This is a genomic window from Lentzea albidocapillata (assembly GCF_000719115.1).
GTDB classification, from domain to species: Bacteria; Actinomycetota; Actinomycetes; order Mycobacteriales; family Pseudonocardiaceae; genus Lentzea; species Lentzea albidocapillata.
In genome coordinates, this window is sequence record NZ_JOEA01000001.1 from 179,436 (window position 1) to 200,882 (window position 21,447).

Annotated in this window: 24 protein-coding genes; 16 read left to right on the forward strand and 8 right to left on the reverse strand. The window is 68.5% G+C overall.

Going from position 1 to position 21,447, the window contains the following annotated elements; translation table 11 throughout:
- Positions 1–131 precede the first annotated feature (131 nt).
- Genes IG04_RS0101000 through IG04_RS0101010 form a run of 3 tightly spaced genes read left to right on the forward strand, consistent with a single transcriptional unit; the run spans position 132 to position 2,468 of the window.
- Entirely contained in the window at positions 132–455 is a 324-nt protein-coding gene (locus IG04_RS0101000) for a 2Fe-2S iron-sulfur cluster-binding protein (RefSeq protein ID WP_030474564.1), read from the forward strand.
- 14 nt (positions 456–469) lie between these two features.
- Complete coding sequence (locus tag IG04_RS0101005) at positions 470–1,249, forward strand: SDR family NAD(P)-dependent oxidoreductase (protein WP_030474565.1); 780 nt, start codon at positions 470–472, stop codon at positions 1,247–1,249.
- Between the two features lies 1 nt (position 1,250).
- On the forward strand, positions 1,251–2,468 hold the full coding sequence (locus IG04_RS0101010) for an NAD(P)/FAD-dependent oxidoreductase (protein WP_030474566.1): 1,218 nt from the start codon (positions 1,251–1,253) through the stop codon (positions 2,466–2,468).
- A 30-nt stretch (positions 2,469–2,498) separates the two neighbouring features.
- Here IG04_RS0101010 and IG04_RS0101015 read toward each other — a convergent pair whose 3' ends face one another.
- Positions 2,499–3,104 carry a response regulator transcription factor gene (locus IG04_RS0101015; protein ID WP_030474567.1) on the reverse strand — a complete coding sequence of 202 codons (606 nt, stop codon included), beginning with the start codon at positions 3,102–3,104 and terminating at the stop codon, positions 2,499–2,501.
- A 108-nt stretch (positions 3,105–3,212) separates the two neighbouring features.
- On the opposite strand from IG04_RS0101015, the gene IG04_RS0101020 reads away from it, so the two are divergent.
- Together IG04_RS0101020 and IG04_RS0101025 are read left to right on the forward strand one after the other, a co-directional pair.
- Entirely contained in the window at positions 3,213–3,800 is a 588-nt protein-coding gene (locus tag IG04_RS0101020; RefSeq protein WP_030474568.1) for a flavodoxin family protein, read from the forward strand.
- A 5-nt stretch (positions 3,801–3,805) separates the two neighbouring features.
- Positions 3,806–4,813 carry a ketoacyl-ACP synthase III family protein gene (locus IG04_RS0101025; RefSeq protein ID WP_030474569.1) on the forward strand — a complete coding sequence of 336 codons (1,008 nt, stop codon included), beginning with the start codon at positions 3,806–3,808 and terminating at the stop codon, positions 4,811–4,813.
- Here IG04_RS0101025 and IG04_RS0101030 read toward each other — a convergent pair.
- The 5 genes from IG04_RS0101030 to IG04_RS0101055 form a co-directional block, all read right to left on the reverse strand.
- Entirely contained in the window at positions 4,797–5,000 is a 204-nt protein-coding gene (locus IG04_RS0101030) for a sensor histidine kinase (protein ID WP_030474570.1), read from the reverse strand. The genes IG04_RS0101025 and IG04_RS0101030 overlap by 17 nt on opposite strands.
- A gap of 199 nt (positions 5,001–5,199) precedes the next feature.
- A complete protein-coding gene (locus tag IG04_RS42160; protein WP_144065483.1) occupies positions 5,200–7,470 on the reverse strand; it encodes a sensor histidine kinase in 2,271 nt (756 codons plus the stop codon).
- Positions 7,471–7,572: 102 nt separating this feature from the next.
- Positions 7,573–8,217 carry a hypothetical protein gene (locus IG04_RS0101045; protein WP_144065482.1) on the reverse strand — a complete coding sequence of 215 codons (645 nt, stop codon included), beginning with the start codon at positions 8,215–8,217 and terminating at the stop codon, positions 7,573–7,575.
- Between the two features lie 26 nt (positions 8,218–8,243).
- Positions 8,244–10,502: a TOMM precursor leader peptide-binding protein gene (locus tag IG04_RS0101050; RefSeq protein ID WP_051768611.1), complete on the reverse strand. Its 2,259-nt coding sequence runs from the start codon at positions 10,500–10,502 to the stop codon at positions 8,244–8,246.
- A complete protein-coding gene (locus IG04_RS0101055) occupies positions 10,499–10,684 on the reverse strand; it encodes a hypothetical protein (protein ID WP_090006287.1) in 186 nt (61 codons plus the stop codon). Before IG04_RS0101055 ends, IG04_RS0101050 begins: the two co-directional genes overlap by 4 nt.
- Positions 10,685–10,894: 210 nt before the next feature.
- On the opposite strand from IG04_RS0101055, the gene IG04_RS0101060 reads away from it, so the two are divergent.
- The 8 genes from IG04_RS0101060 to IG04_RS0101095 all read left to right on the forward strand — a co-directional run bounded on the left by IG04_RS0101060 (position 10,895) and on the right by IG04_RS0101095 (position 17,552).
- Positions 10,895–11,704, forward strand: coding sequence for an AfsR/SARP family transcriptional regulator (locus IG04_RS0101060; protein WP_030474574.1), 810 nt, complete (start codon positions 10,895–10,897; stop codon positions 11,702–11,704).
- 262 nt (positions 11,705–11,966) lie between these two features.
- Positions 11,967–12,218, forward strand: coding sequence for an acyl carrier protein (locus tag IG04_RS0101065; protein WP_030474575.1), 252 nt, complete (start codon positions 11,967–11,969; stop codon positions 12,216–12,218).
- 28 nt (positions 12,219–12,246) lie between these two features.
- Positions 12,247–13,182 (forward strand): aromatase/cyclase, encoded by a 936-nt coding sequence (locus tag IG04_RS0101070; protein ID WP_030474576.1) that lies wholly within the window; start codon positions 12,247–12,249, stop codon positions 13,180–13,182.
- A 9-nt stretch (positions 13,183–13,191) separates the two neighbouring features.
- Positions 13,192–13,380, forward strand: coding sequence for a hypothetical protein (locus tag IG04_RS0101075; protein ID WP_030474577.1), 189 nt, complete (start codon positions 13,192–13,194; stop codon positions 13,378–13,380).
- A complete protein-coding gene (locus IG04_RS0101080; protein WP_030474578.1) occupies positions 13,381–14,094 on the forward strand; it encodes a beta/alpha barrel domain-containing protein in 714 nt (237 codons plus the stop codon).
- Positions 14,091–15,359 (forward strand): beta-ketoacyl-[acyl-carrier-protein] synthase family protein, encoded by a 1,269-nt coding sequence (locus tag IG04_RS0101085; protein ID WP_030474579.1) that lies wholly within the window; start codon positions 14,091–14,093, stop codon positions 15,357–15,359. The genes IG04_RS0101080 and IG04_RS0101085 overlap by 4 nt, the downstream gene beginning before the upstream one ends.
- On the forward strand, positions 15,356–16,570 hold the full coding sequence (locus IG04_RS0101090) for a ketosynthase chain-length factor (RefSeq protein ID WP_030474580.1): 1,215 nt from the start codon (positions 15,356–15,358) through the stop codon (positions 16,568–16,570). The genes IG04_RS0101085 and IG04_RS0101090 overlap by 4 nt, the downstream gene beginning before the upstream one ends.
- A gap of 64 nt (positions 16,571–16,634) precedes the next feature.
- The gene (locus IG04_RS0101095; RefSeq protein ID WP_051768612.1) at positions 16,635–17,552 is read left to right on the forward strand and encodes an acyltransferase domain-containing protein; all 918 of its coding nucleotides are present in this window, start codon (positions 16,635–16,637) and stop codon (positions 17,550–17,552) included.
- A 155-nt stretch (positions 17,553–17,707) separates the two neighbouring features.
- On the opposite strand, the gene IG04_RS0101100 is transcribed toward IG04_RS0101095, so the two are convergent.
- Positions 17,708–18,484, reverse strand: coding sequence for a cyclase family protein (locus tag IG04_RS0101100; protein WP_030474582.1), 777 nt, complete (start codon positions 18,482–18,484; stop codon positions 17,708–17,710).
- Between the two features lie 253 nt (positions 18,485–18,737).
- On the opposite strand from IG04_RS0101100, the gene IG04_RS0101105 reads away from it, so the two are divergent.
- From IG04_RS0101105 to IG04_RS0101115, 3 genes are read left to right on the forward strand one after another with little or no spacing between them, the layout of a single operon-like run.
- Positions 18,738–19,028 (forward strand): antibiotic biosynthesis monooxygenase family protein, encoded by a 291-nt coding sequence (locus IG04_RS0101105; protein ID WP_030474583.1) that lies wholly within the window; start codon positions 18,738–18,740, stop codon positions 19,026–19,028.
- Positions 19,025–20,035, forward strand: coding sequence for a CaiB/BaiF CoA transferase family protein (locus IG04_RS0101110; RefSeq protein ID WP_084401732.1), 1,011 nt, complete (start codon positions 19,025–19,027; stop codon positions 20,033–20,035). The genes IG04_RS0101105 and IG04_RS0101110 overlap by 4 nt, the downstream gene beginning before the upstream one ends.
- Positions 20,036–20,045: 10 nt before the next feature.
- On the forward strand, positions 20,046–20,975 hold the full coding sequence (locus tag IG04_RS0101115) for an LLM class F420-dependent oxidoreductase (protein ID WP_030474585.1): 930 nt from the start codon (positions 20,046–20,048) through the stop codon (positions 20,973–20,975).
- Between the two features lie 18 nt (positions 20,976–20,993).
- Here IG04_RS0101115 and IG04_RS0101120 read toward each other — a convergent pair whose 3' ends face one another.
- Positions 20,994–21,422, reverse strand: coding sequence for a hypothetical protein (locus tag IG04_RS0101120; RefSeq protein WP_030474586.1), 429 nt, complete (start codon positions 21,420–21,422; stop codon positions 20,994–20,996).
- Positions 21,423–21,447 lie beyond the last annotated feature (25 nt).

A 21,447-nucleotide genomic window follows, 5' to 3' on the forward strand; every position in this document is an offset into this window, starting at 1 on the left:
GTCGCAAGACCTGCTCGAATGCCAGCGGAGCAGCGCGGGCAAGACGCTCAAGGTGGTCTCCACCACGTGCAAAGCGCTGCCGTTCAAGGTGAACCACGTCCGGCGAGCCGCAGATCCGTGGGAGAACTGCCATGCCAAAGATCACTTACGTAGCGCACGACGGGGTTGAGACCGTTGTCGACGTTGCCCAGGACGACACCGTGATGCGCGGCGCGGTTCTCAACGGCATCAAGGGAATCGTCGCCCAGTGCGGCGGTGGAGCCTCCTGCGGCACGTGCCACGTGTACGTCGACCCGGAGAACACCAAGCCGCTGTCGCAGATGCACCAGGTCGAGGACGAGCTCCTGTACTTCACGGCCTGTGAGCGCAAGGAGAACAGCCGGCTGAGCTGCCAGATCCCCGTGACCGAGGAGCAGGACGGGCTCGTCGTGCACATGCCTGAGAAGCAACTCTGAGGGAGAGAAGAAGCATGAGCCAGCGACGGGTCGCCCTGGTCACGGGCGCCACCAGTGGAATCGGTCTCGAGGTCGCGCGCAGCCTCGGCAGGGAGGGGCACGCGGTCTTCGTCGTGGCCCGCAACGCCGAGAACGTCCAGACCACGGTGAAGCAGCTCCGTGAAGAGGGCATCGAGGCGGACGGTGCGGCGTCCGACGTGACGTCCACAGAGGACATCAAGAACGCGGTCCAGAAGGCCGTCGACGTCTTCGGGCCCATCGAGATCCTCGTCAACAACGCCGGGCGCGGCGGCGGTGGCATCACCGCCGAGCTGGACGAGGACCTCTGGCTGGACGTGATCAACACCAACCTCAACGGCGTCTTCCGCTTCACCAAAGAGGTGCTGTCCACCGGCAGGATGGTCGAGCAGACCTGGGGCCGGATCATCAACATCGCCTCCACCGGCGGCAAACAGGGCGTCGTGTTCGCCGCGCCCTACTCGGCGTCCAAGCACGGCGTCGTCGGCTTCACCAAGGCCGTCGGCATCGAGCTCGCGAAGTCCGGAATCACCGTCAACGCGGTGTGCCCCGGCTACGTCGAGACGCCGATGGCCGGCCGGGTGCGCCAGGGGTACGCGAACCACTGGGGTGTCACCGAGGACGAGGTCCTCGAGAAGTTCAACGCCAAGATCCCGCTGGGTCGGTACAGCACGCCGGAAGAGGTCGCCGGTCTCGTGACGTACCTGACGACGGACACCGCGTCCTCGATCACCGCACAGGCGCTCAACGTCTGCGGCGGGCTGGGCAACTACTGACATGCGCGGCGAGTCGGTAGTCGTCGTCGGGGCCGGGCAGGCGGGCTGCCAGGTCGCGGTGTCCCTGCGCGAGCAGGGACACCGCGGCCCCATCACGCTCATCGGGGACGAGCAGGCGGCGCCGTACCAGCGGCCGCCGCTCACCAAGGCCTACCTGGCGGGGGAGACCGACCTCGCCGGGCTGGTGCTCAGGCAGGACTCGTACTACGAGGACCACGGCATCAAGCTCGTGCGCGGCGAGCGGGTGATCGGGGTCGACCGCCAGGCGCGGGTCGCGGTGCTGGGTTGTGCCCGGACGATCAGTTACGACCATCTGGTGTTCGCGACGGGAGCGCGGCCCCGGCCGTTGCCCATCCCCGGCGCCGAGCACGTGCTGAACCTGCGCACGGTCGCGGACGCGGACGCCATCCGGCAGCGGCTCGACGGCCAGATCGGGCTCGACGTCGTCGTCATCGGCGGCGGGTTCATCGGCCTCGAGTTCGCCGCCGTGGTGCGGAAACTGCGCCACGAGGTGACCGTCGTCGAGGCGCAGCCGCAGGTGATGCAACGGGCGGTGTCCGCGGAGACGGCCCAGCACCTCGTCAACCGCCACCGCAGCGAAGGCGTCCAGATCCTCACCGGAACGGGCGTCGCCGCGGTCAGGGAAGGCCTGGTGGAACTGGCGGACGGCACGGTGCTCGTCGCGGATCTCGTGGTCGCGGGCATCGGCGTCATCCCGAACACCGAGGTCGCCCAGCGCGCCGGGCTCACGGTCGACAACGGCATCGTCGTCGACGCTCACCTCGGCACGGTCGACCCGCGCGTCTACGCGGTCGGCGACTGCGCGCGGTTCGCCAGCACGCACGCCGGCGGCCTGATCCGCCTGGAGTCGGTGCAGAACGCCACGGACCAGGGCACCACGGTCGCGGCGGCCATCATGGGCAGCGCGGAGCCCTACACCGCCCTGCCGTGGTTCTGGAGCGACCAGTACGACGTGAAGCTGCAGACCGCAGGCCTCACCAACGGCCACGACCGCACGGTCACCGTCGGCGACCCGGCCGAGGGCCGGTTCTCGGTGTTCTGCTTCAAAAATGACAGGTTGATTGGAATCGAGGCGTACAACCGGCCGATCGACTTCCTGATGGGGCGCCGGATCCTGGAGGGCGGCAACTCGCTCACCCCGGAGATCGTCGCCCAGCCGGGCTTCGACCTGCGCGCCAGCCAGCAGAAGGCGGCCTGACCGATGCCGTCCGCGACGCAGGGAGCCGGGCTACAACCAGCCGGCTTCCTCGGCGATGCGGATGGCGTCCACCCGGTTGCGCCCGTTGAGCTTGGTCATGATCGTCGTCATGTAGTTGCGGACGGTACCGACCGAAAGCGACAGCGCGACAGCGATGTCAGGTGCGTCGGCGCCGTTCGCCGCCAGCCGGAGGACCTCCAGCTCGCGGTCGGTCAGCGGGCACTCGCCGCGGTCCCACGCGGCCAGGGCGAGCTGGCTGTCCACGACGCGTTCCCCGGCGGCGACGCGTCGGATCGCGTCGGCGAGCTCCGTCGGCGGCGCGTCCTTGAGCAGGAACCCGTCCACGCGGGCCGCCAACGCCCTGCGCAACGTCCCCGGACGGCCCAGCGACGTCAGCATCAACGTCCTGACCTGCGGCATCGTCTCGCGGATCGTCGTCGCGGCGCTCAGCCCGTCGAGGATCGGCAGGTCGATGTCGATCACACAGACGTCGGGGGCGTGCTGGCGCGCGGCCGGCACGATCTTGTCGCCCGAGCTCACCTCGGCCACGACCTCGATGTCCGGTTCGAGGTTGAGCAGCGCGATGAGAGCACCGCGCACCATGTGCATGTCCTCCGCGAGCAGAACCCTGATCATCGCGCCCCTCCGCGCGCCACCATATCTCCCAACGTTCATGTCGCGCTCCACGCCACATCAAGGCGGCCCGGCAAGGGTGAACCGAGCTGCCTCGCGAAGGGATGCGTCATGGAACGCAGCGTCAACGTGACAGTCGTGTACTACTCCTCGACGGGAACGATTCACCGGATCGCCACGGAGATCTCCGAGACGGCCGAGAAGCACGGTGCCGAGGTGCGGCTGGTACGGGCTGCGGAGCTGGCGCCCGAGGCGGCGTGGCGGTCCAGGCCTGCCTGGGCGGCGCACCTGGAGGAGACCGCGGACGTCCCCATCGCCTCGGTCGACGACGTGCTGTGGGCCGACGCCGTCGTCTTCGGCACGCCGACCCGCTTCGGCAACGTGTCCGCGCAGCTCAAGCAGTTCATCGACACGCTGGGGCCCGCCTGGTTCAGCGGCCTGCTCGCCGACAAGGTCTACAGCGCCTTCACCTCCGGCGGCAGCCTGCACGGGGGCATGGAGACCACGCTCGTGTCGATCTACAACATGGTCTGCCACTTCGGCGGGATCATCGTGCCGCCGGGAGGAGACCTGAATCCCTACGGCACCTCTCACGTCCTGGGCGCCGGCAACATGCCGGTCGACGAGATCGCGTTGCAGGCGGCCCAGATCCAGGCGGAACGCGTCGTGCGCGTGGCACGCGCGCTGAAGGAGGTCTGACCGCGGTGCGAGTGAAGGATGTTTTCGTCAACGGCAGCGGCGTGCGCCTGCCCTCGACGCTGAACGTCGCGGACGCGATCGCGTCGGGGGAGTGCGAGCCGAAGCTCGTCGCGCGGACGGACGTCGAGTCCGTGTCCGTGTCCCCGCACGAGTCGGCGGCCGAGATGGCGGTCGAGGCGGCACGGGTCGCGTTGGCACGGGCGGGATCCGCGCCCGACGACGTCGACCTGATCCTGCACGCCACCACCTACCACCAGGGCCAGGACCTGTGGCCCGTCGGTTCCTACATCCAGCGCGAGACGGTGCGGAACTCCTGCCTGGCGCTGGAGATCCGGCAGATGTCCAACGGCGGCCTGGCCGCGATGGACCTCGCGGTGTCCTACCTGATCGCCCGTCCCGGCAGGGACGCCCTCCTCACGTCCTCGGACCGCTTCTGCCTGCCCGGGATCGACCGCTGGAGGACCGACCCCGGAACGCCCTACGGCGACGGCGCGTCGGCTCTCGTGCTGTCCACCCGCGGCGGTTACGCGAAGCTGCTTTCATTGGCGATCAACGCTGATTCCGACCTGGAGCCACTGCACCGCGGCGACGTGCCGTTCGGCCTCGCGCCGTTCTCGCACCGCATCCCGGTGGATTTCGAGGAGGCCAAGCACACGTTCAGCCGCGAGTTCGGGCTCTCCTACGGCATCAACAAGGCCAACGCGGGCCAGGCGCTCGCGGTGGAGCAGGCGCTGTCCGACGCCGACATGAAGATCGGCGACGCGGACTGGATCATCCTGCCGCACTTCGGCCGCCGCCGGCTGGACGTGAACTACCTGCGCCCGTACGACATCGACCCGGAGCGTACGACGTGGTCGTGGAGCCGCACGGTCGGGCACCTCGGCGCCGGCGACCAGTTCGCGAGCTTCGACCACCTCGTGCAGACGGGCAAGGCGAAGTCCGGCCAGCGGATCGTGATGTACGGCGTCGGCGCCGGTTACAGCTGGGGCTGCGCGGTCATCGAGATGCTGTGAGCGGGATTTCGGCGCGCAGCCGGTAGGTTCGCTCGGGCGTGAGCCCGGCGTGCAGGCCGCCGCCGAGCGCGCGGACACGGGTGGTGAGGTTGCCGATCCCGCTGCCGTCGCCGGAACTTCTTCCGGTGGCGGGGATTCCGTCGTTGGTGATGTCCAGTGCGACGAGGTCCGGCGACGACGTCAGCACCCAGTACCACGGCGAAGAAGACGAGCCATCGCACCCGGCCGGGCAGCACCAGCACGGAGCTGCCCGCGAGGAAGCCGGGCATGTTGGTCCACTCGTCAGGGAAGAACAGGAGCGGTACGTACACAAGCACGGCCATCGCGCCCAGTGCCAGGTAGGCCCTGCCGGAACGCAGATACGGGGCGCTTCCTGGGAAATCTCGTCAGTTCAACGGCAGTGGGATCTCGGCGCGCAGCCGGTAGGTGTGCTCGGGGGTGAGCCCGGCGTGCAGGTCGCCGCCGAGCGCCCGGACGCGGGTGGTGAGGTTGCCGATGCCGCTGCCGTCAGAAGACTTCCGCTCGATCGTGGGGATCCCGTCGTTGACGATGTCCATCGTGACCAGGTACCGGGAGCTGGAGAGCACGATCTCGCAGTGCTCCGCCTTGCTGTGCCGCAGGAGGTTCGTGACGCCTTCGCGCAGCACCGTCGCGAGCGTCACCTTCACCTCGGTGGGCAGTTGGTCGCACGCGTCGATCTGCACTGTCACGTCGATGTCGGCCGCGGACAGCAGCGCCTGCGCCGACTGGGTCTCCTCGTCGAACGACAGCTCCCGGTAGCTCAGCGCTACCGAGCGCACGTCCGCGAGCGCCTGCCGGGAGATCTCCAGGACCTCGGTGAGCTCCTGGCGGGCGCGATCGGGGTCGGCTGTCGCCAGCCGGTGGGTCAGCTCGCTCTTCAACGTGATCGCGGACAGGCTGTAGCCGAGCAGGTCGTGCAGGTCGCGCGCGAACCGCAGCCGTTCCTGGGCCACCGCCGCCGTCGCGAGCTCCTCCCGCGCCTCGTGCAGCTCGGACACCATTGACCTCAGCCGCGTCAACGCGTACAGCACGAGCCCGTGGTTCATCGCGGCCATGACGCCGTAGGCGATTTCGACCGCGTTGAACCCGTTCACCCCGAAGATCACGCCCTGCGAGGCGACGACCGCGGAGAACACCGGCCAGCCCACGCGGGGTGGCAGCATCAGCGCCGCGGATCCGGCGAGGAAGCCCGTCAGGCCGAGGTAGGGGTCGCCGTAGACCAGTTGGGGCACGTACACGAACGCGGCAAGAGCTCCGAGCACCCAACAACGCTGGGCGAGGCTCAGCCGGATCCGCGGCCTGCTCACCACGCCCAGCGCGAGCCCGACCGTGCTGAAGATGCCGATCGCGGTCAGCACGATCCCGGCCGCGCCGATCCGGGCGTACTCGTTGAGCACCAGCATCGTCGTCGTGAGGAGGTACCCGATCACCACCGAGGTGAGCAGCACCTGCGCGAACGTCGTGGCGATCGCCGGGCGTGCCGTGCCTGCTCCGGACGCGGGCTTCTTCTCCGGCGCCGAGTCGGCGGGCACCTCGGCGTGCAGCCGGTACGTGCCGCCGGGAGCGGTCTGGGCGAGCAGGGAACCACCGATCGCGGTGGTGCGGGTGGCGAGGTTGGTGAGGCCGCTACCGCGGTCGGCCGAGACCTCCGCCGGCGCGCCGTCGTTGGCGATGTCGATCGACACCAGCTCGTCGCTGCCGCGGATGGTGATCGCGCACCGGGTGGCGTTGCTGTGCCGCAGGAGGTTCGTCACGCCTTCGCGCAGCACGGTGGCGAGCACTGTCCTCGACCGGGGAGACAGCTCGGGGTGGCAGGTCTCGATCGTCGCGGCGACGCCGGCCGCCGTCAGCACTGATCGCGCCGACTCGATCTCCTCGGACAGCGACAGCTCGCGGTAGCTCGACGCGACCGCACGAACGTCCGTCAGTGCCTCGCGGGCGATGCCGAGGATCTCGGCAAGCTCGCGCATCGCACGCTCGGTGTGCGCACCGAGCAGCTTGCGGGCCAGCTCCACCTTCAACGTGATCGCCGACAGGCTGAACCCGAGTAGGTCGTGCAGGTCGCGGGCGAACCGCAGCCGTTCCTGCGACACGGCCAGCTCAGCCAGTTCGGACCGCGCGGTCTCCAGCTGGCGCACCAGCGTCGGCAGCCGGGACAGGCCGTAGACGACGAGGCCGGAGACCGTCGACCCCACCACGTAGTAGGCCTGTCCGATCAGGGGCAGCGTCGGCACGTAGAACGACTGGATGAGGCCGTTGCTCAGCACGACCGCGCCGAACGCGAGCCAGCGCACCCGGTTGGGCAGCACCAGCAACGCGCTGCCCGCGAGGAACCCCGGCATGCCCGGCCAGCCGGAGGGGAAGAATGGCATCGGCACGTAGACCAGCAGCACCATCGCGCCCAGTGCCAGATACGCCCGGCTCGACCGCAGGTCGGCACCGGGGCGCGAGAACACCCGCAGCTGCAGGTACCCGATGGTGAGCAGGCAGGCGAGTGAGGACACGATTCGCGGGAACGTCGCCGACACCTGCAGCACGTAGAAGAAGGCGTTGCCGAGGTAGTTGGCGAACACCACGCTGATGACGACGTACGCCAAACGACGGGAGACCGAGGAACGTTCCAGTCGTTGCGTCACAGCAGCAGCTCCCACGCGAAGGTCGGGACGCGGCCATGATACGGGCGCGTCCTGGGAAATCCCGCGTTTTGCGATCCTCGATCGGAGCAACATGGCGATGGCTCAACACCTCTGGACGACGACGAGTCCGGCCCCCGCCAGATAAGCGACCACATCTCCGACCAGCGACTTCTCCACCTGCAACGACTCCGCCACCTGAGCGGTTGTGCTCGCGGTGTGCAGCAACGACTTCGCGATCTCCGTGGCGGGCGCGCTGTGCAGGATCACCTGGTAGGGGAGACCGGGGCAGGCGAGCGCCTGGTCACCGTTGAGGCGCTCGATCTCGGTGCGCGGTCTCATGGTGATGATCGCGTCCTCGTCGACGGCAGGCAACGTGAACACGGCGTCCCGCGTGACGGCGACGACCGAGAGGATCGGGCCGGCGCCGTCGTTCAGGCCGAGCGAGGGCACGACACAACCACCCAGTTGGTCGAGTGTGCTCTTGAGCTTGCGCCAGATCAGGCACGGGCCGGAGCCGGTCTTCCACCGCACGAAGTTCTCGTGCAGAGCGGAGATGTTCTCCAGTGCCACCGGTCCGAGGCTCATGCGGTGCAACGCCTCGCGCACGAGCGGGCTCGTGTCCGCGATCTCGATCGCACCCCATCTGCCGTGCACGGTGAGGTGCTCGATGCCTTCGTCGACGAAGGCGTCCTCGAGCAACGACCACAGCGGCCGGCCGGCCGGGATGTGCGACTGCGTGGGCACCACGGCGCCTCCGCTCTGGCAGGTGTGCGTCACATGAACAGGGGGATCGGGTTGAGCTCTTCGTAACGCCTGGGGCGGGTCAGTCGACCCAGTTGTACCGGCACGTCGTAGAGGCGCCCTTGAGCGAACCTCGACCAGAAGTGCCGCAGGCCCGGCACCACGACCCGCACGACCGGAAGTCCGATGTCGGGCCTGGTCTGGTCGAGCACGAGAACCTCCATTCTGCGCTGCTCCAGAGTGTGCTGGAGCGCGCGGACGTCGTCGGTCAGGTCGTGGCGGAACAGGTAGCCGTGGTGGAACGCGTCCCGCGGCGGCACGGACGGGTCGGGCGCGAGCCACGGCTGCTCGGCCAGCTTCGTCGTCTCGAACCAGCGCCGCATGTCGACGTCGAACGTGCCGAGGTCCATCGGCCCGCACACCATCGGCATGCACTGGTTGAGCTCGGTGAGCGCCCGGCGTGCCGCGAGCCGCGAGTCCAGGTGCGAGCCGCAGCCGAGCATGATGTCCTCCCGTTCGCCGCTGGTCCGCCTCGAGATCGCGACCATCGTCGGCACGCCGAGGTCCGACGTGACGTCCAGCAGCCACACCTCACGGCCGAGGCCCGCGTGCACCTGGCGCAGCTCGCTGATCCATGGGTCGCGGAACGAGTCGAGGTCCATGCCGGGCATGGGCGTGCGGTTGTACCACCAGATCGCGACGGCGTCGCGTTCGACGAGTTCCAGCAGCCCCTGCAGGACGGCGTCCTCGATGCTGCTGCCGGCCGCGCAGCCGTTGGAGTTCGACACGACGCTCGGCGGGCAGGGGGCGCCGAAGTAGACCATGCCGGTGGGCAGGAACTTGTGGCGTCGCTCGGTCAGCGACCACAGCGGGGTCCAGTCCATCACCTCGTTCTCGTCGAACGGGGTGGTGACGAACTGGAACGCGGCGTGCTCGGCGTTCCACGCGTCGCGGTCCGCGAACTGGCGCGGATGGTACTGCTGCACCGCATCCGGGTGGATCGCCATGTCGCGGAGCGAAGCGAAGCTGCCGCTCACCCGCGCCTCGTCGCCGAAGAACGCGCCGCTGCGGCGTTCCACGGCCTCGCACAGCGCGCCGACCTCGGCGTCGAGCGCGGTCACGCCCTTGCCGCCGGTGTCCGCGCGCAACGCCGAGCGCAGCCCCTCGATGCCCTCGCCGCTCGCCGCGATGTTCGCGCCGGAGCGATAGGAGTTGAAGAACGCGGGACCCTCCGCCCGGCGGATCTCCCGCACGATCCCGGTGACGGGGCCGATGAGGTGGCGGTAGCGGTCGAGCACCTCCTGCGGCGGCGACGCGCGGTGCCCGCCGCCGTCGCAGGAGCGCTTCACGCGACTCGTGAGTTCGACCGGCTCGAACGCCCTGCGCGCGACAACTTCCTGGTCACCGCAGCCGCCGCACTGCGGACGGTGCCGCACCTCGTGCTGGGTGACCTTCATGCTCAGGCTGTCGTAGCTCCAGATGGAGCGCTGTATCTCGTGGCGCACACCGGCGAGCCACTTGGCCGCCTCGACCGACGCGATCTCCATCGCCATCGCGTGCAGCGACGGCAGGCCGATGAGTGGGCGAGGAGCCGGGCCCTTCTGCCCGCAGCGCGCCCGTACGTGCGCCTCTGCCGTCCGGTTCGCGGACAGGCGGGTGGCGAGGCAACGCCAGCACGGGCCGTCACCAGGGGTGAAGAACGGGCCGACGGTGACCTGGGCGCCGACCGGCTTGACCAGCAACCACGGTGTGCCGGACGCTCGATGGGCCTCGTCGATGGCACGAAGTTCTGGTTCCAGGTAGTCCGCACACGCCACGACCGTCAGGTCACCACTCCCCGAGGTGACCGTGAGTCCGTTGCGGTGCAGGGTTTCCGCGAGCGCGTCGCGATCGATGTCGCCGATCGTGACGACGGAGACGAGCGACGTCGTTGTCGCCGCCACCGCGTCCGCGGGGTCGAGCCCCGCCGCGTCCCAGTACGCGAGCGAGGCCTCTGTCGTGGCCGAACCGTCCTCCGTGCCGCGCCTGCCGATCAGTCCCGCCGCGGCGAGCCGGGTGAGCATCCGCTCGACCCTGTCCGCGGTCAGGCCGGCGGGCACGTCCCGCAGCAGCGCCGTGAGGTCCCTGGTGCCGTCGAGCAGCGGCGCCAGCGCCTCGACGTGCGAGCCCTGGATCGCGGTGACCCCTGACTCGCCGATCAGATAAACGGCCTCGCCGTGCACGATCTGCGGGCGGAGATGGCGTTTGAACCCAATTCTTTGTTCACCGGGTTCGGCCAGTTCGGGTCTCATGCCGCAAGGACCTCGTCGTAGGCGGTGCAGCCCTTGCCCGAGCCGGTGATGGTCGACCAGCCCCACGGGAACAGCCAGTCCATCGAGGCTTCACGGTCGAACTGGTAGATCTTCATGTCGTCGGAGTCGTCCATGGCGGTGGTGACGGAAGACAAGTGCTCCACGGTGACGGTGGGGTACATGTGCATCTCCGATGTTTGTGTGTCATTTGATGGTGGTAATCATGCGGACCAGCGGTAATGGATCGGTAGTTACCGGCTAATGCGCCTCCGTATGAAGTTTTCATACCCGGCACGGGCAGAACTCACCTGACATCGATGGCCTGTGCACTAACGCGTCCTCGTTGGGCCGAGCAGACTAATCCCGTGCTCGGAACCGAAGGAGGGGTCGCGATGCAGATCAAGGTCCTGGGGCCCGTCGAGGCCAAGGTGAACGGTCGCTCCGTGACGCCGACCGCGGCCAAGCCACGGCAGATCCTGGCGCTGCTCGCGCTCCACTCCGGGCAGGTGGTGTCCGTCCCCACGCTGATCGAGGAGCTGTGGGGCGACCGCCCGCCGCGCAGCGCCCGCACCACCCTGCAGACCTACATCCTGCAGCTGCGCAAGCTCATCGGTGACGCGCTGGCGACGTCCGGTGAGGGCGAGGCGAAGGAAGTGCTCGTCACCCGGTACGGCGGCTACCTGCTCGACGTGCCGCCGGAGGCCGTCGACGTGCACGAGTTCGAACGCCTCTCCCGCGTGGGCCAGCAGGCCTACGACGTGGAGGACTACGTCTCGGCCTCCCGGTTGCTGCGCCAGGCGCTGGAGATGTGGCGCGGCGCCGCGGTCGTGGACGTGCGGCCGGGCATGCCGCTCGGCATCGAGATCGTGCGCCTCGAGGAAGCACGGCTGGGCGTGCTCGAAGCACGCATCGACGCCGAGCTGCGGATGGGCAAGCACAAGGTGTTGCTCAGCGAGCTGTCGGTGCTGACGGTGCAGAACCCGATGAACGAGAACCTGTGCGCGCAGTACATGATCTCGCTGTTCCGCGCGGGCCGGCAGTGGCAGGCGCTCGACTCGTTCAAAGCCCTGCGCAACACCCTGATCGAGGAGCTCGGCGTCGAGCCGTCGTCGCGCCTGCAGACACTGCAGCACGCGATCCTGACGTCCGATCCGCGCCTCGACAGCGCCGAAACCCGTCAGTTGCAACGCCTTCTCGCCTAGTGGTGTGGCCCGGAATGTCGGCTGGGTAGTTCACGCTCAGCAGGGCGCATCGCGGCCGTCTGACCGCGAACTCGCCCGGCGACATTCCGAGCCACACCACTAGAACGAATCTCCAGCGGCCCGCGCCACACTGTGGCGCGGGCCGTTTTTGCTTGTCGTGCAACGGTTTCTTCGAGAATCTCTCCAGTGGCTTACAGGTGCGCGGTGACAACCTCAGTCGTGGGCGCGCGGAAACCGCCCGCTGGAGGAAAGGAAGCTAGCCGTGAGCGCACTGACCATCGAGGGCCTCAAAGAGATCCTCAACGAGGCCGCGGGCGACGACGACTCGTTCAAGCCGGGCCAGGACATTCTCGACCTCCCGTTCCTCGAGCTGGGCTTCGATTCCCTCGCCCTGCTGGAGACGGTCGCGCTGATCAAGCGCAAGCACGGGGTCTCCATCGCCGACGACGAGATGGCGTACATCCAGACGCCGCGTCAGCTGCTGGACAAGGTCAACGGACAGATCGCGGCCTGACGCCGGCGACTCGGATACGGAGACGGACATGACGCACACCACCACGCACACGGTCATGATCGGGGCTCCCGCCAAGGTGGTGTACGACCTGGTCGCGGACGTGACGACCTGGCCGTACATCTTCGGACCCACGGTTCAGGCCGAGGTGTTCGAACGGGACGGCTCGACGGAACGGTTGCGGTTGCACGCGTTCGCCAACGGTGACGTGCGCACGTGGACGTCCCGGCGAGAGCTCGACCCGGCGAACCTGCACATCAAGTTCGAGCAGGAGCGTTCGGCCGCCCCGGTGAAGACGATGGGTGGGGAGTGGCGGATCGTCCCGATCGCCGACTCGGCGACCCGGGTCGATCTGCTTCACCACTTCACCGCGGCGCAGCCCGAGGCGGTCGACCTCATCCTGAACGCCGTCAACAACAACAGCGACGCCGAGCTCGCCGCTCTCAAGCGGGCGGCCGAGTACGGCGACGACTACGACAAGCTGGTGCTGTCGTTCTCGGACAGCATCACGATCCACGCGAGCCGCAAGGACGTCTACGAGTTCCTGTACCGCTCCGACCTGTGGCCGGAACGCCTGCCGCACGTCGCGCGGCTGGACCTCACCGAAGCCGTCACCGGCGTGCAGTCCATGGAGATGGACACGCGCAGCCCGGACGGGTCGATCCACACCACGCACTCGGTGCGGGTCTGCACCCCGTACGACGGCATCGTCTACAAGCAGACGCACACACCGCCGATCATGGCGGCGCACGTCGGCCGGTGGACGTTCCGGGACATCGGCGACGGCATCGAGGCCGGCATCGAGGCGACGTCGCACCACACCGTCGTCATCCGGCCCGAGGTCATCCCCGACGTGCTGGGAGCGGACGGGACGATCGAGCGCGCTCGCGAGCTCATCCGTCACGCGCTGGGCACCAACAGCCTCACGACGCTCAGGCACGCCAAGGAATTCGCCGAGAACGGGTGAGGTGACGCGATGGGGTTGGGTGGCGCGGAGTTGCTGACCGCCGCGGCACGCGCTGCAAGCCGCAACGGACTCTACGTGGTCTCCATGTACCTGGAGAAGGCCGCGGTCGAGCATCAGCGCAAGGGTTGTCCTTCTTCGGACGTGGCGCCCTGTGCCTACGAGATCGAGGCCTCCCGAGTGCTGCTGTCGGGGTTCTAGATGAAGCTCTACGACATCTCGCTGCGTCGCACCAGCCTGTCCATTTCGGACAGACTGGTCGCGGCGCGGCGCCTCGACGCGCTCGGAGTCACGTTCGTCGACGGAGGCGTACCCGCCCGGTCGTTCTATCACCGGGCGGCGATCGAACTCCGGTTGCGGGTCGCCACCCTCATCGCTTCCGGCGGTGCGGAGGACCTCGAAGCACTGATGGCCGCGGAAACCCCCGCGGTGGCAATAGTTGTCCAAGGGCACGGCATCTCGATGGTCCGGGAAGCCGTGCGTCAACTCGTGCGCGCCGAAAGACGAGTGATCGTCGAGGCGCGGGACTTCTTCGACGGCTGGCTGATCGACCCCGAACACGCTTTGGAGGTCGTGCTGGCAGCCGCGGAGGCTGGGGCGGAAACCGTGTTGCTGCACGACACAGCGGGCAAGCTGTGGCCGGACCAGATCGGCGAGATCATCGAGTCGGTCGCGGAAACCGGTGTGCCCCTTGGATTTGGATGTCACGACGACGGAGGAACGGCCGCGAAACAGCTGTTCGCCGCCGATGCGGGGGCCGGACTCGTACAGGGGTCCTACGCCGTCGTTCGAGGTGGCCTCGATCGGGCCGATTCACCATCGGTTCATTCGGCAGAGACAGGTATCGCTCCCGTGCCCTGTCCGAGATTGGAGCAGACCGTGTCCGCACAGAAGGCGATTGGAGGTGTCCGATGAGTCGTCGCGCCGTCATCACCGGGGTGGGCGTGGTTGCACCTGGTGGCATCGGAACGAAGGCGTATTGGAAACTGCTGTCCGAAGGGCGTACGGCGACTCGCAACATCACGCACTTCGACGCGTCTCCGTACCGCTCCCGCATGGCGGGGGAAGCAGATTTCGATCCAGTGCGCGAAGGCCTGACGCCGCAGGAGATCCGCCGGCTCGACCGGGCCGCGCAGTTCGCGGTCGTCGCGGGTCGTGAGGCGATGTCCGACTCCGGCATCGAGTTCGACCAGCTCGACCCCGGCCGCATCGGTGTCTCGCTCGGCACCGCGGTCGGCTGCACGACCTCGCTGGAGCGCGAGTTCATCGTCGGCTCCGACCGGGGCAAGTACTGGGAGGTCGACCAGTCCTACGCCGTCCCGCACCTCTACGACTACTTCACGCCGTCCTCGATGGCGACGGAGCTGGCGTGGACCGTGGGCGCCGAGGGACCGGTCTCCGTGGTCTCCACGGGCTGCACCTCGGGTCTCGACTCGGTGGGTTACGCCGCCGAGCTGATCATGGAGGGCTCCGCGGACGTCGTCGTCACCGGCGGCACCGAGGCTCCGCTCTCCCCGATCACCGTGGTGTGCTTCGACGTGATCCGTGCGTCCAGCACCCGCAACGACGACCCCACAACGGCGTGCCGGCCGTTCGACAAGACCCGCGACGGCCTGGTGCTGGGCGAGGGTTGCGCGATCATCGTGCTCGAGGAGCTGGAGCACGCCCGCGCTCGCGGTGCCCACATCTACGGTGAGGTCGCCGGCTTCGCCTCGCGGTGCAACGCCTACCACATGACGGGCCTGCACCCCGAGGGCATCGAGATGTCCGACGCCATCAACATCGCGCTGAAGCAGGCGCGTGCGGATGCCACGGACGTCGGTTACATCAACGCGCACGGGTCGGGCACCAAGCAGAACGACCTGCACGAGACGGCGGCGTTCAAGCGCAGTCTCGGTGCGCACGCCTACAAGACCCCGGTCTCCGGCTTCAAGTCGATGATCGGGCACTCGCTGGGCGCGATCGGTTCGCTGGAGATCGTCGGCTCCCTGCTGGCGTTCGAGCAGGACCTCATCCCGCCGACGGCGAACCTCCACGAGCAGGACCCCGAGTGCGACCTCGACTACACGCCACTGGTGGCGCGCGAGAAGAAGGTCGACACCCTCCTGACCGTGGGCAGCGGTTTCGGTGGATTCCAGAGCGCCATGGTGCTCAAAAAGGTGGAAGGGGCAGGCCGGTGACTCGGGCAGTGGTGACGGGAATCGGCATCGCGTCTCCGAACGGTTTGGGGCCGACCGCGTACTGGCGGGCGACCCTGCACGGTGAGGCGGCGATCAAGCCGATCACCCGGTTCGACAGCGCCAACTACTGGGCGAAGATCGCCGGTGAGGTGCCTGGCTTCGAGGCAGGGCGGCACCTGCAGGGTCGCCTGCTGCCGCAGACGGACCACATGACGCGGCTGACACTGGTCGGCACGGACTGGGCGTTGCGTGGTGCGGGTGTGCAGCCGAACGACATCCCCGACACGGACATCGCGGTGATCACCGCGGCGACCGCCGGCGGGTACGAGTTCGGGCAGCGCGAACTGCAGAAGCTGTGGCACCAGGGTCCGGAGTACGTCTCGGCGTACCAGTCGTTCGCGTGGTTCTACGCGGTCAACACGGGCCAGATCTCCATCCGCCACGGCACGCGTGGTCCCGGCGCGGTGGTGGTGTCCGAGCAGGCCGGTGGCATCGACTCCATCGGTCACGCCCGGCGCCAGCTGCGCAAGGGTGTCCAGCTCGCCCTCACCGGCGGCATGGACTCGTCACTCTGCCCGTGGGCGTGGGTGGCGCACCAGGCGTCGGGTTGCCTGTCCCGCAACAACAATCCGAAGCGCGCCTACCTGCCGTTCGACCGCGACGCCTCCGGGTACGTCGCGGGAGAAGGTGGCGCGATCATGGTCGTCGAGACGCCGGAGTCGGCGGCCGGTCGTCCGGGTACGCGCATCTACGGTGAGATCGTCGGGTACGCCGCGACGTTCGACTCGAAGATGCCGTCACGGGAACCGGGCCTGAAGCGGGCGGCCGAGCTGGCGCTGCGCGACGCCGGCATGGACGCCTCGGAGATCGACGTGGTGTTCGCCGACGCGGCGGGCATCCCCGAGCTCGACAAGGCCGAGGCCGAGGCGATCAAGGGCATCTTCGGACCGTACGGCGTGCCGGTGACGGCGCCGAAGACCATGACCGGGCGCCTGTTCGCCGGTGGTGGCTCCCTGGACGTGGCGTCGGCGATCCTCTCCATCTACTGGAGCGCGATCCCGCCGACCGTCAACGTCGAGAACCTCGTGCCGGAGTACGAGCTCGACCTCGTGATGAACGAGGCGCGGCACGGCAAGATCAAGGCCGCGCTGGTGCTCGGACGCGGCAAGGGCGGCTACAACTCCGCCATGGTGGTCCGCGAATACAGGTGATGTCATGCCTCAAGGCCGTGAAGGTGTTCCCTTCACGGCCTTGAGCCGTTTCTGGAGGCGCGTTGTGGACGTAGCACTGATGTTTCCGGGCCAGGGATCGCAGTACCCGCGGATGGCGGCGTCCCTGTACGGCACCGATGCCGTGTTCACCTCGGTGATCGACGAGGTGTTCGAACTGTTCGGCGAGGTCGGTTCGGTCGCCTGCGAGGACTGGCTCGCCGGTGCCGACATCGACCACGTGTCCCGCGCGCAGCCGTTGCTGTTCGCGGTCGACTACGCGTTGGGACGCACCGTTCTGTCGTGGGGCGTCGAGCCTGTCGCGTTGATCGGGCACTCCGCCGGTGAGGTCGTCGCGGCGACGCTGGCGGGCGTGTTCTCGTTGGAGGAAGCCGTTTCCCTGGTGCGGGACCGGGTGCTGTCGGCCGTGCCGATCCCTTCCGGCGGCATGCTGGCGGCGGCGGCCTCCGAGGCGGATCTGTTGCCGTACCTGGAAGGCGACGTCGCGATCGCCGCCGTGAACTCCGCGCGGCAGACGATGCTGGCCGGGTCCGACGAGCCGCTGGCCCGTGTGCGGGCGCGGCTGGAGGCCGACGAGTACATCGTCGTGACGGTGCCGGCGTCGACGCCGTTCCACAGCCCGGCGATGCAGCCCGCCGTGGACGAGGCGCTGGCGTCGTGGAGTGCTTCGCCCCGTGCGCCGCGAATGCCGTTGTACTCGGGTTACACGGGCAAGCTGATGACGCCGGAAGACGCTCTGTCCGCGCGTTTCTGGACCCGTCAGCTGACCGACGCCGTCTACTTCGGACCGGCGCTGAACGAGCTCGTGGCGATGTACGACGTGCTGCTGGTGGAGGCCGGTCCCGGCCAGACCCTGACGTCGTTCGCACGTCGCACGAAGGCCGTGCGGTCCGGTGCGTCGCAGGTGCTGCCGTTGCTGGACGCAGCGGACACAGCGGACACCGCTCGCGCTCGCCTGGTGTGACTAGGCGATATAAAAGGGCCGCCCTCTCCTGGAGGGCGGCCCTTTAGTCGCTGCTAGTCGATGCCGCGGACGATGTGGTCTTCGTTCTCCGGTGGCCAATCGCTGTTTTCCATACCTACGAAGGTAGGTACCGTGATTCAGCTCTCACTTGAGGCCTAGTCGTCGAGCAGGGCGACCGCGCGGGTCCAGCCCGCCCCGGCACCCTTGATCTTGACGGGGAACGCGACGACGGTGAACCCGAAGTCCGGCAACGCGTCCAGGTTCGCCAGGCGCTCGATCTGGCAGTACTCGCGGTCGCGCCCGGCGAAGTGCGCGGGCCACAGCACGCTCTCGTCCTTGGTCGCCAGGTAGCGCTTGACGATGTCCGGGAACGGCGCGTCGAGGCTGAACGCGTCGGTGGCGATCACCTTGACTCCCAGGTCCAGCAGGAAGTTCGTGGCGGGGCCGTCGAGTCCGGTGTAGTCGGTGAAGTAGGTCTGGGTGCCCGCGTGCTCGGCGGCGCCGGTGTCGAGGATGACGATGTCCATCGGCTTCGGCGTGTAGCCGATGCGCGCGAACTCCTTCTCCAGCACCTCGACGCCGATGACGCCGGTGCCGTGGCCGCGGACGTCGAGCTTCACGCCGGGGTTGTGGAACCACTCCAGCGGCATCTCGTCGATGTGGCGGGGGATTCCGTTGCCGTACGTGGTCTTCGAGCCGTAGTGGGACGGCGCGTCGACGTGCGTTCCGGTGTGGGAGGTGAGGCTGATCCGGTCCAGGGTGAGGAATTCGGAGTCCCGCAGCACGGAGACGTCGAACTCGATGCCGAGCCGCGCCTTGAGCTGCTCGGCCATGTGTTCGGCACCCTGGGCGGCCGTGAGCACCTCGTGCGTCACCGGGTCCGCTTCGTACGCGGATGCGTCAATGTGGGAAGACAGATCGATGATGCGCATGCCACAGAGCTTGGCGGGCGTTCCTTGAGCACGTCTCAAGAGGCGGTGGGCATGGTTTTCAGTGGCGCGACCCGGAACGTTGGCGAGGTAATCCACGTTCAGCAGGGCGCCTCGCGGCGCCGCCCCCACGCCCCCGTACAACCAGTACGAGGACGTGGGGGCGACACCACGATGCACCCGTCTGACCGCGAATTCCCCCGGCAACGATCCGGGCCACACCACTGGCCTGACACCGTTCTGGAGGAGCCACCTCATGATCACCTTCCTCAACCGCTTCACGCTCACCGGTGACCCCGAGGAGTTCGAGAAGGCCTTCGACGAGACGGCGGCGTTCCTGCGCGAGCAGCCGGGCCTGATCAAGTACACGCTCTCGCGCCAGCTGGACGACCCGGCGTCGTACATCAACATCGCGTTGTGGGAGAGCGCCGACGCCCTGCGCGCGGCGCTGGCCCACCCGGACTTCGGCAACCACGCCAAGGCCATGCGCGGCCTGGCCGAGTCCACGGGCGCGATCTTCAACCCGCGCCTGTCCTTTGAAGCCTGATGGGGCCTCTTGACGGGCTGAAGGTCGTCGAGTTCGGCGGCATCGGTCCCGGCCCGCACGGCGCGATGCTGCTGGCGGACCTCGGCGCGGAGGTCGTACGCGTCGAACGTCCGTCCGGCGGGCTGTCCGTGGTGCCGGACGCCTCCCGCGACTTCCTGTTGCGCGGCAGGCGTTCGGTGTCCGCGGACCTGAAGTCCGCGGACGGCAGGGCCGCGGTGCTCGCGCTGGTCTCGTCGGCCGACGTGGTGATCGAGGGCTTCCGCCCCGGCGTGCTGGAGCGGCTCGGTCTCGGGCCGTCCGACTGCCTGGCGGTCAACCCCGGCCTGATCTACGCGCGGATGACCGGGTGGGGCCAGGACGGTCCGCTGGCCCAGCGCGCCGGGCACGACATCAACTACCTGTCGGTCACCGGGGTGCTGCACGCGATCGGCAAGCCGCCGCTCAACCTGGTCGGCGACTTCGGTGGCGGCTCGCTCTACCTGGTGCTGGGCGTGCTGGCGGCGTTGTGGGAACGGCAGCGCACCGGGCTCGGCCAGGTCGTCGACGCGGCGATCGTCGACGGGGTGGCGTCGCTCGCGCAGATGATCTGGTCGATGAAGGCGCAGTCGGTGTGGGAGGACTCGCCGGACTCGAACCTGCTCGACGGCGGGTGCCCGTTCTACTCGATCTACGAGTGCGCGGACGGCCGGTCCGTCGCGGTGGGGTCGCTGGAGCCGCAGTTCTACGGCCTGCTGCTGGCAGGGCTGGAACTGTCCGCTTCGGACCTGCCCGAGCAGATGGACCGGGATTCCTGGCCGTTGCTGCGCAAGACGTTCGCCGAGGCGTTCCTGACCCGGACGCGCGACGAGTGGTCGGAGGTGTTCGCCTCGTCCGACGCCTGCGTGACTCCGGTGCTGAGCCTGGAGGAGGCAGCCTCGCATCCGCACCTGGTCGCACGCGGAGTGTTCACCTCCGAAGGGGCGGCCGTGCCGGCACCACGCTTTTCCGTGGAAATTTTCGGCGACTAGATTCGGGTTCGTGGAACTGCGCATCTTCACCGAGCCCCAGCAGGGGGCGAGCTACGACGACCTGCTCCGGGTGGCCAGGACGGCCGAGGACGCCGGCTACGGCGCCTTCTTCCGCTCCGACCACTACCTCCAGATGGGCTCGGCCGACGGACTGCCCGGCCCGACCGACCCGTGGATCACGTTCGCCGGGCTCGCCCGCGACACGTCGACGATCCGCCTGGGCACGCTGATGACCGCCGCGACGTTCCGCCACCCCGGACCGCTGGCCATCAGCGTCGCCCAGGTCGACCAGATGTCGGGCGGCCGGGTGGAGTTCGGCATCGGCGCCGGGTGGTACGAGGCCGAGCACAACGCGTACGGCATCCCGTTCCCGTCGCTGGGGGAGCGCTTCGACCGTTACGAGGAGCAGGTCGCGATCATCACCGGCCTGTGGGAGACCCCGGTCGGCGGCACCTTCTCGTTCGAGGGCAAGCACTACACGCTCACCGACTCGCCCGCGCTGCCCAAGCCCGCGCAGGAGCGCGTCCCGGTGCTGATCGGCGGCATGGGCGCCAAGCGCACCCCTGCTCTGGCCGCGTCCTACGCCACCGAGTTCAACCTGCCGTTCGTCGGCATCGACGCCGCCGTCGAGCAGTTCGCCCGGGTCGACGCCGCGTGCGAGGAGATCGGCCGCGACCCGAAGGAGATCATCCGCTCGGTCGCGCTCGTCGCGTGCGTCGGCCGCACCGACGCCGACGTCGCCCGCCGTGCCGCCGCGATCGGCCGCGAAGCCGGCGAACTCAGGGAGAACGGCCTGGCCGGCACCCCGGCCGAGGTCGCCGACCGCATCGGCGCGTGGCGCGAGGCGACCGGCGCGCAGCGCGTCTACCTGCAGATCCTGGACCTCGCCGACCTCGACCACATCACCGAGATCGCCACGGACGTCGCCCCTCAGCTCTGATATATCGCGTATTGGATATCAGGCGAGCGCTTTGCGGACCGCTGACGGCATCGGCAGGACGTAGTTCGCGAACCGCCGCCGATATCCGATATATCGCAGCTGGAGGCCGGGCTCGTCGAAGTAGCGCTTCTCCAGCCTGTCCTGCCCGAGCACCAGCTTCAGCCCACGTCGCAGCATCGACGGAGAGTCGAGGCCGAAGCGTGCCCGCAACACGTCGGCGGCCGCGTGGTCGCCGAACTCCAGCGCTGCCCGCCGCACGGACTCGACCGGAACCATCAGGTACTGCTCGTCGGCGCGGACGCCGTCACGGTGTGCGATGCCCAATGCTTTGAGGGCCTTCTGGTGTGCACCACCATCGAGGCCGAGGTAGTACTGCTCCCAGTCGCTGACCTGGATCTCACCGCTCCACGTCCGAGCGGGTCCAGAGGTGACTTCCGCCGCCGCCACCGACCCGTTCGAACTGGTTCCGCCT

Coding starts and splice junctions, on each gene's coding strand:
- IG04_RS0101000 (WP_030474564.1), top strand. CDS start 132: ATGCCAAAGATCACTTACGTAGCGCACGACGGGGTTGAGACCGTTGTC.
- IG04_RS0101005 (WP_030474565.1), top strand. CDS start 470: ATGAGCCAGCGACGGGTCGCCCTGGTCACGGGCGCCACCAGTGGAATC.
- IG04_RS0101010 (WP_030474566.1), top strand. CDS start 1,251: ATGCGCGGCGAGTCGGTAGTCGTCGTCGGGGCCGGGCAGGCGGGCTGC.
- IG04_RS0101015 (WP_030474567.1), bottom strand. CDS start 3,104: ATGATCAGGGTTCTGCTCGCGGAGGACATGCACATGGTGCGCGGTGCT.
- IG04_RS0101020 (WP_030474568.1), top strand. CDS start 3,213: ATGGAACGCAGCGTCAACGTGACAGTCGTGTACTACTCCTCGACGGGA.
- IG04_RS0101050 (WP_051768611.1), bottom strand. CDS start 10,502: ATGAGACCCGAACTGGCCGAACCCGGTGAACAAAGAATTGGGTTCAAA.
- IG04_RS0101055 (WP_090006287.1), bottom strand. CDS start 10,684: ATGTACCCCACCGTCACCGTGGAGCACTTGTCTTCCGTCACCACCGCC.
- IG04_RS0101060 (WP_030474574.1), top strand. CDS start 10,895: ATGCAGATCAAGGTCCTGGGGCCCGTCGAGGCCAAGGTGAACGGTCGC.
- IG04_RS0101070 (WP_030474576.1), top strand. CDS start 12,247: ATGACGCACACCACCACGCACACGGTCATGATCGGGGCTCCCGCCAAG.
- IG04_RS0101075 (WP_030474577.1), top strand. CDS start 13,192: ATGGGGTTGGGTGGCGCGGAGTTGCTGACCGCCGCGGCACGCGCTGCA.
- IG04_RS0101080 (WP_030474578.1), top strand. CDS start 13,381: ATGAAGCTCTACGACATCTCGCTGCGTCGCACCAGCCTGTCCATTTCG.
- IG04_RS0101085 (WP_030474579.1), top strand. CDS start 14,091: ATGAGTCGTCGCGCCGTCATCACCGGGGTGGGCGTGGTTGCACCTGGT.
- IG04_RS0101100 (WP_030474582.1), bottom strand. CDS start 18,484: ATGCGCATCATCGATCTGTCTTCCCACATTGACGCATCCGCGTACGAA.
- IG04_RS0101105 (WP_030474583.1), top strand. CDS start 18,738: ATGATCACCTTCCTCAACCGCTTCACGCTCACCGGTGACCCCGAGGAG.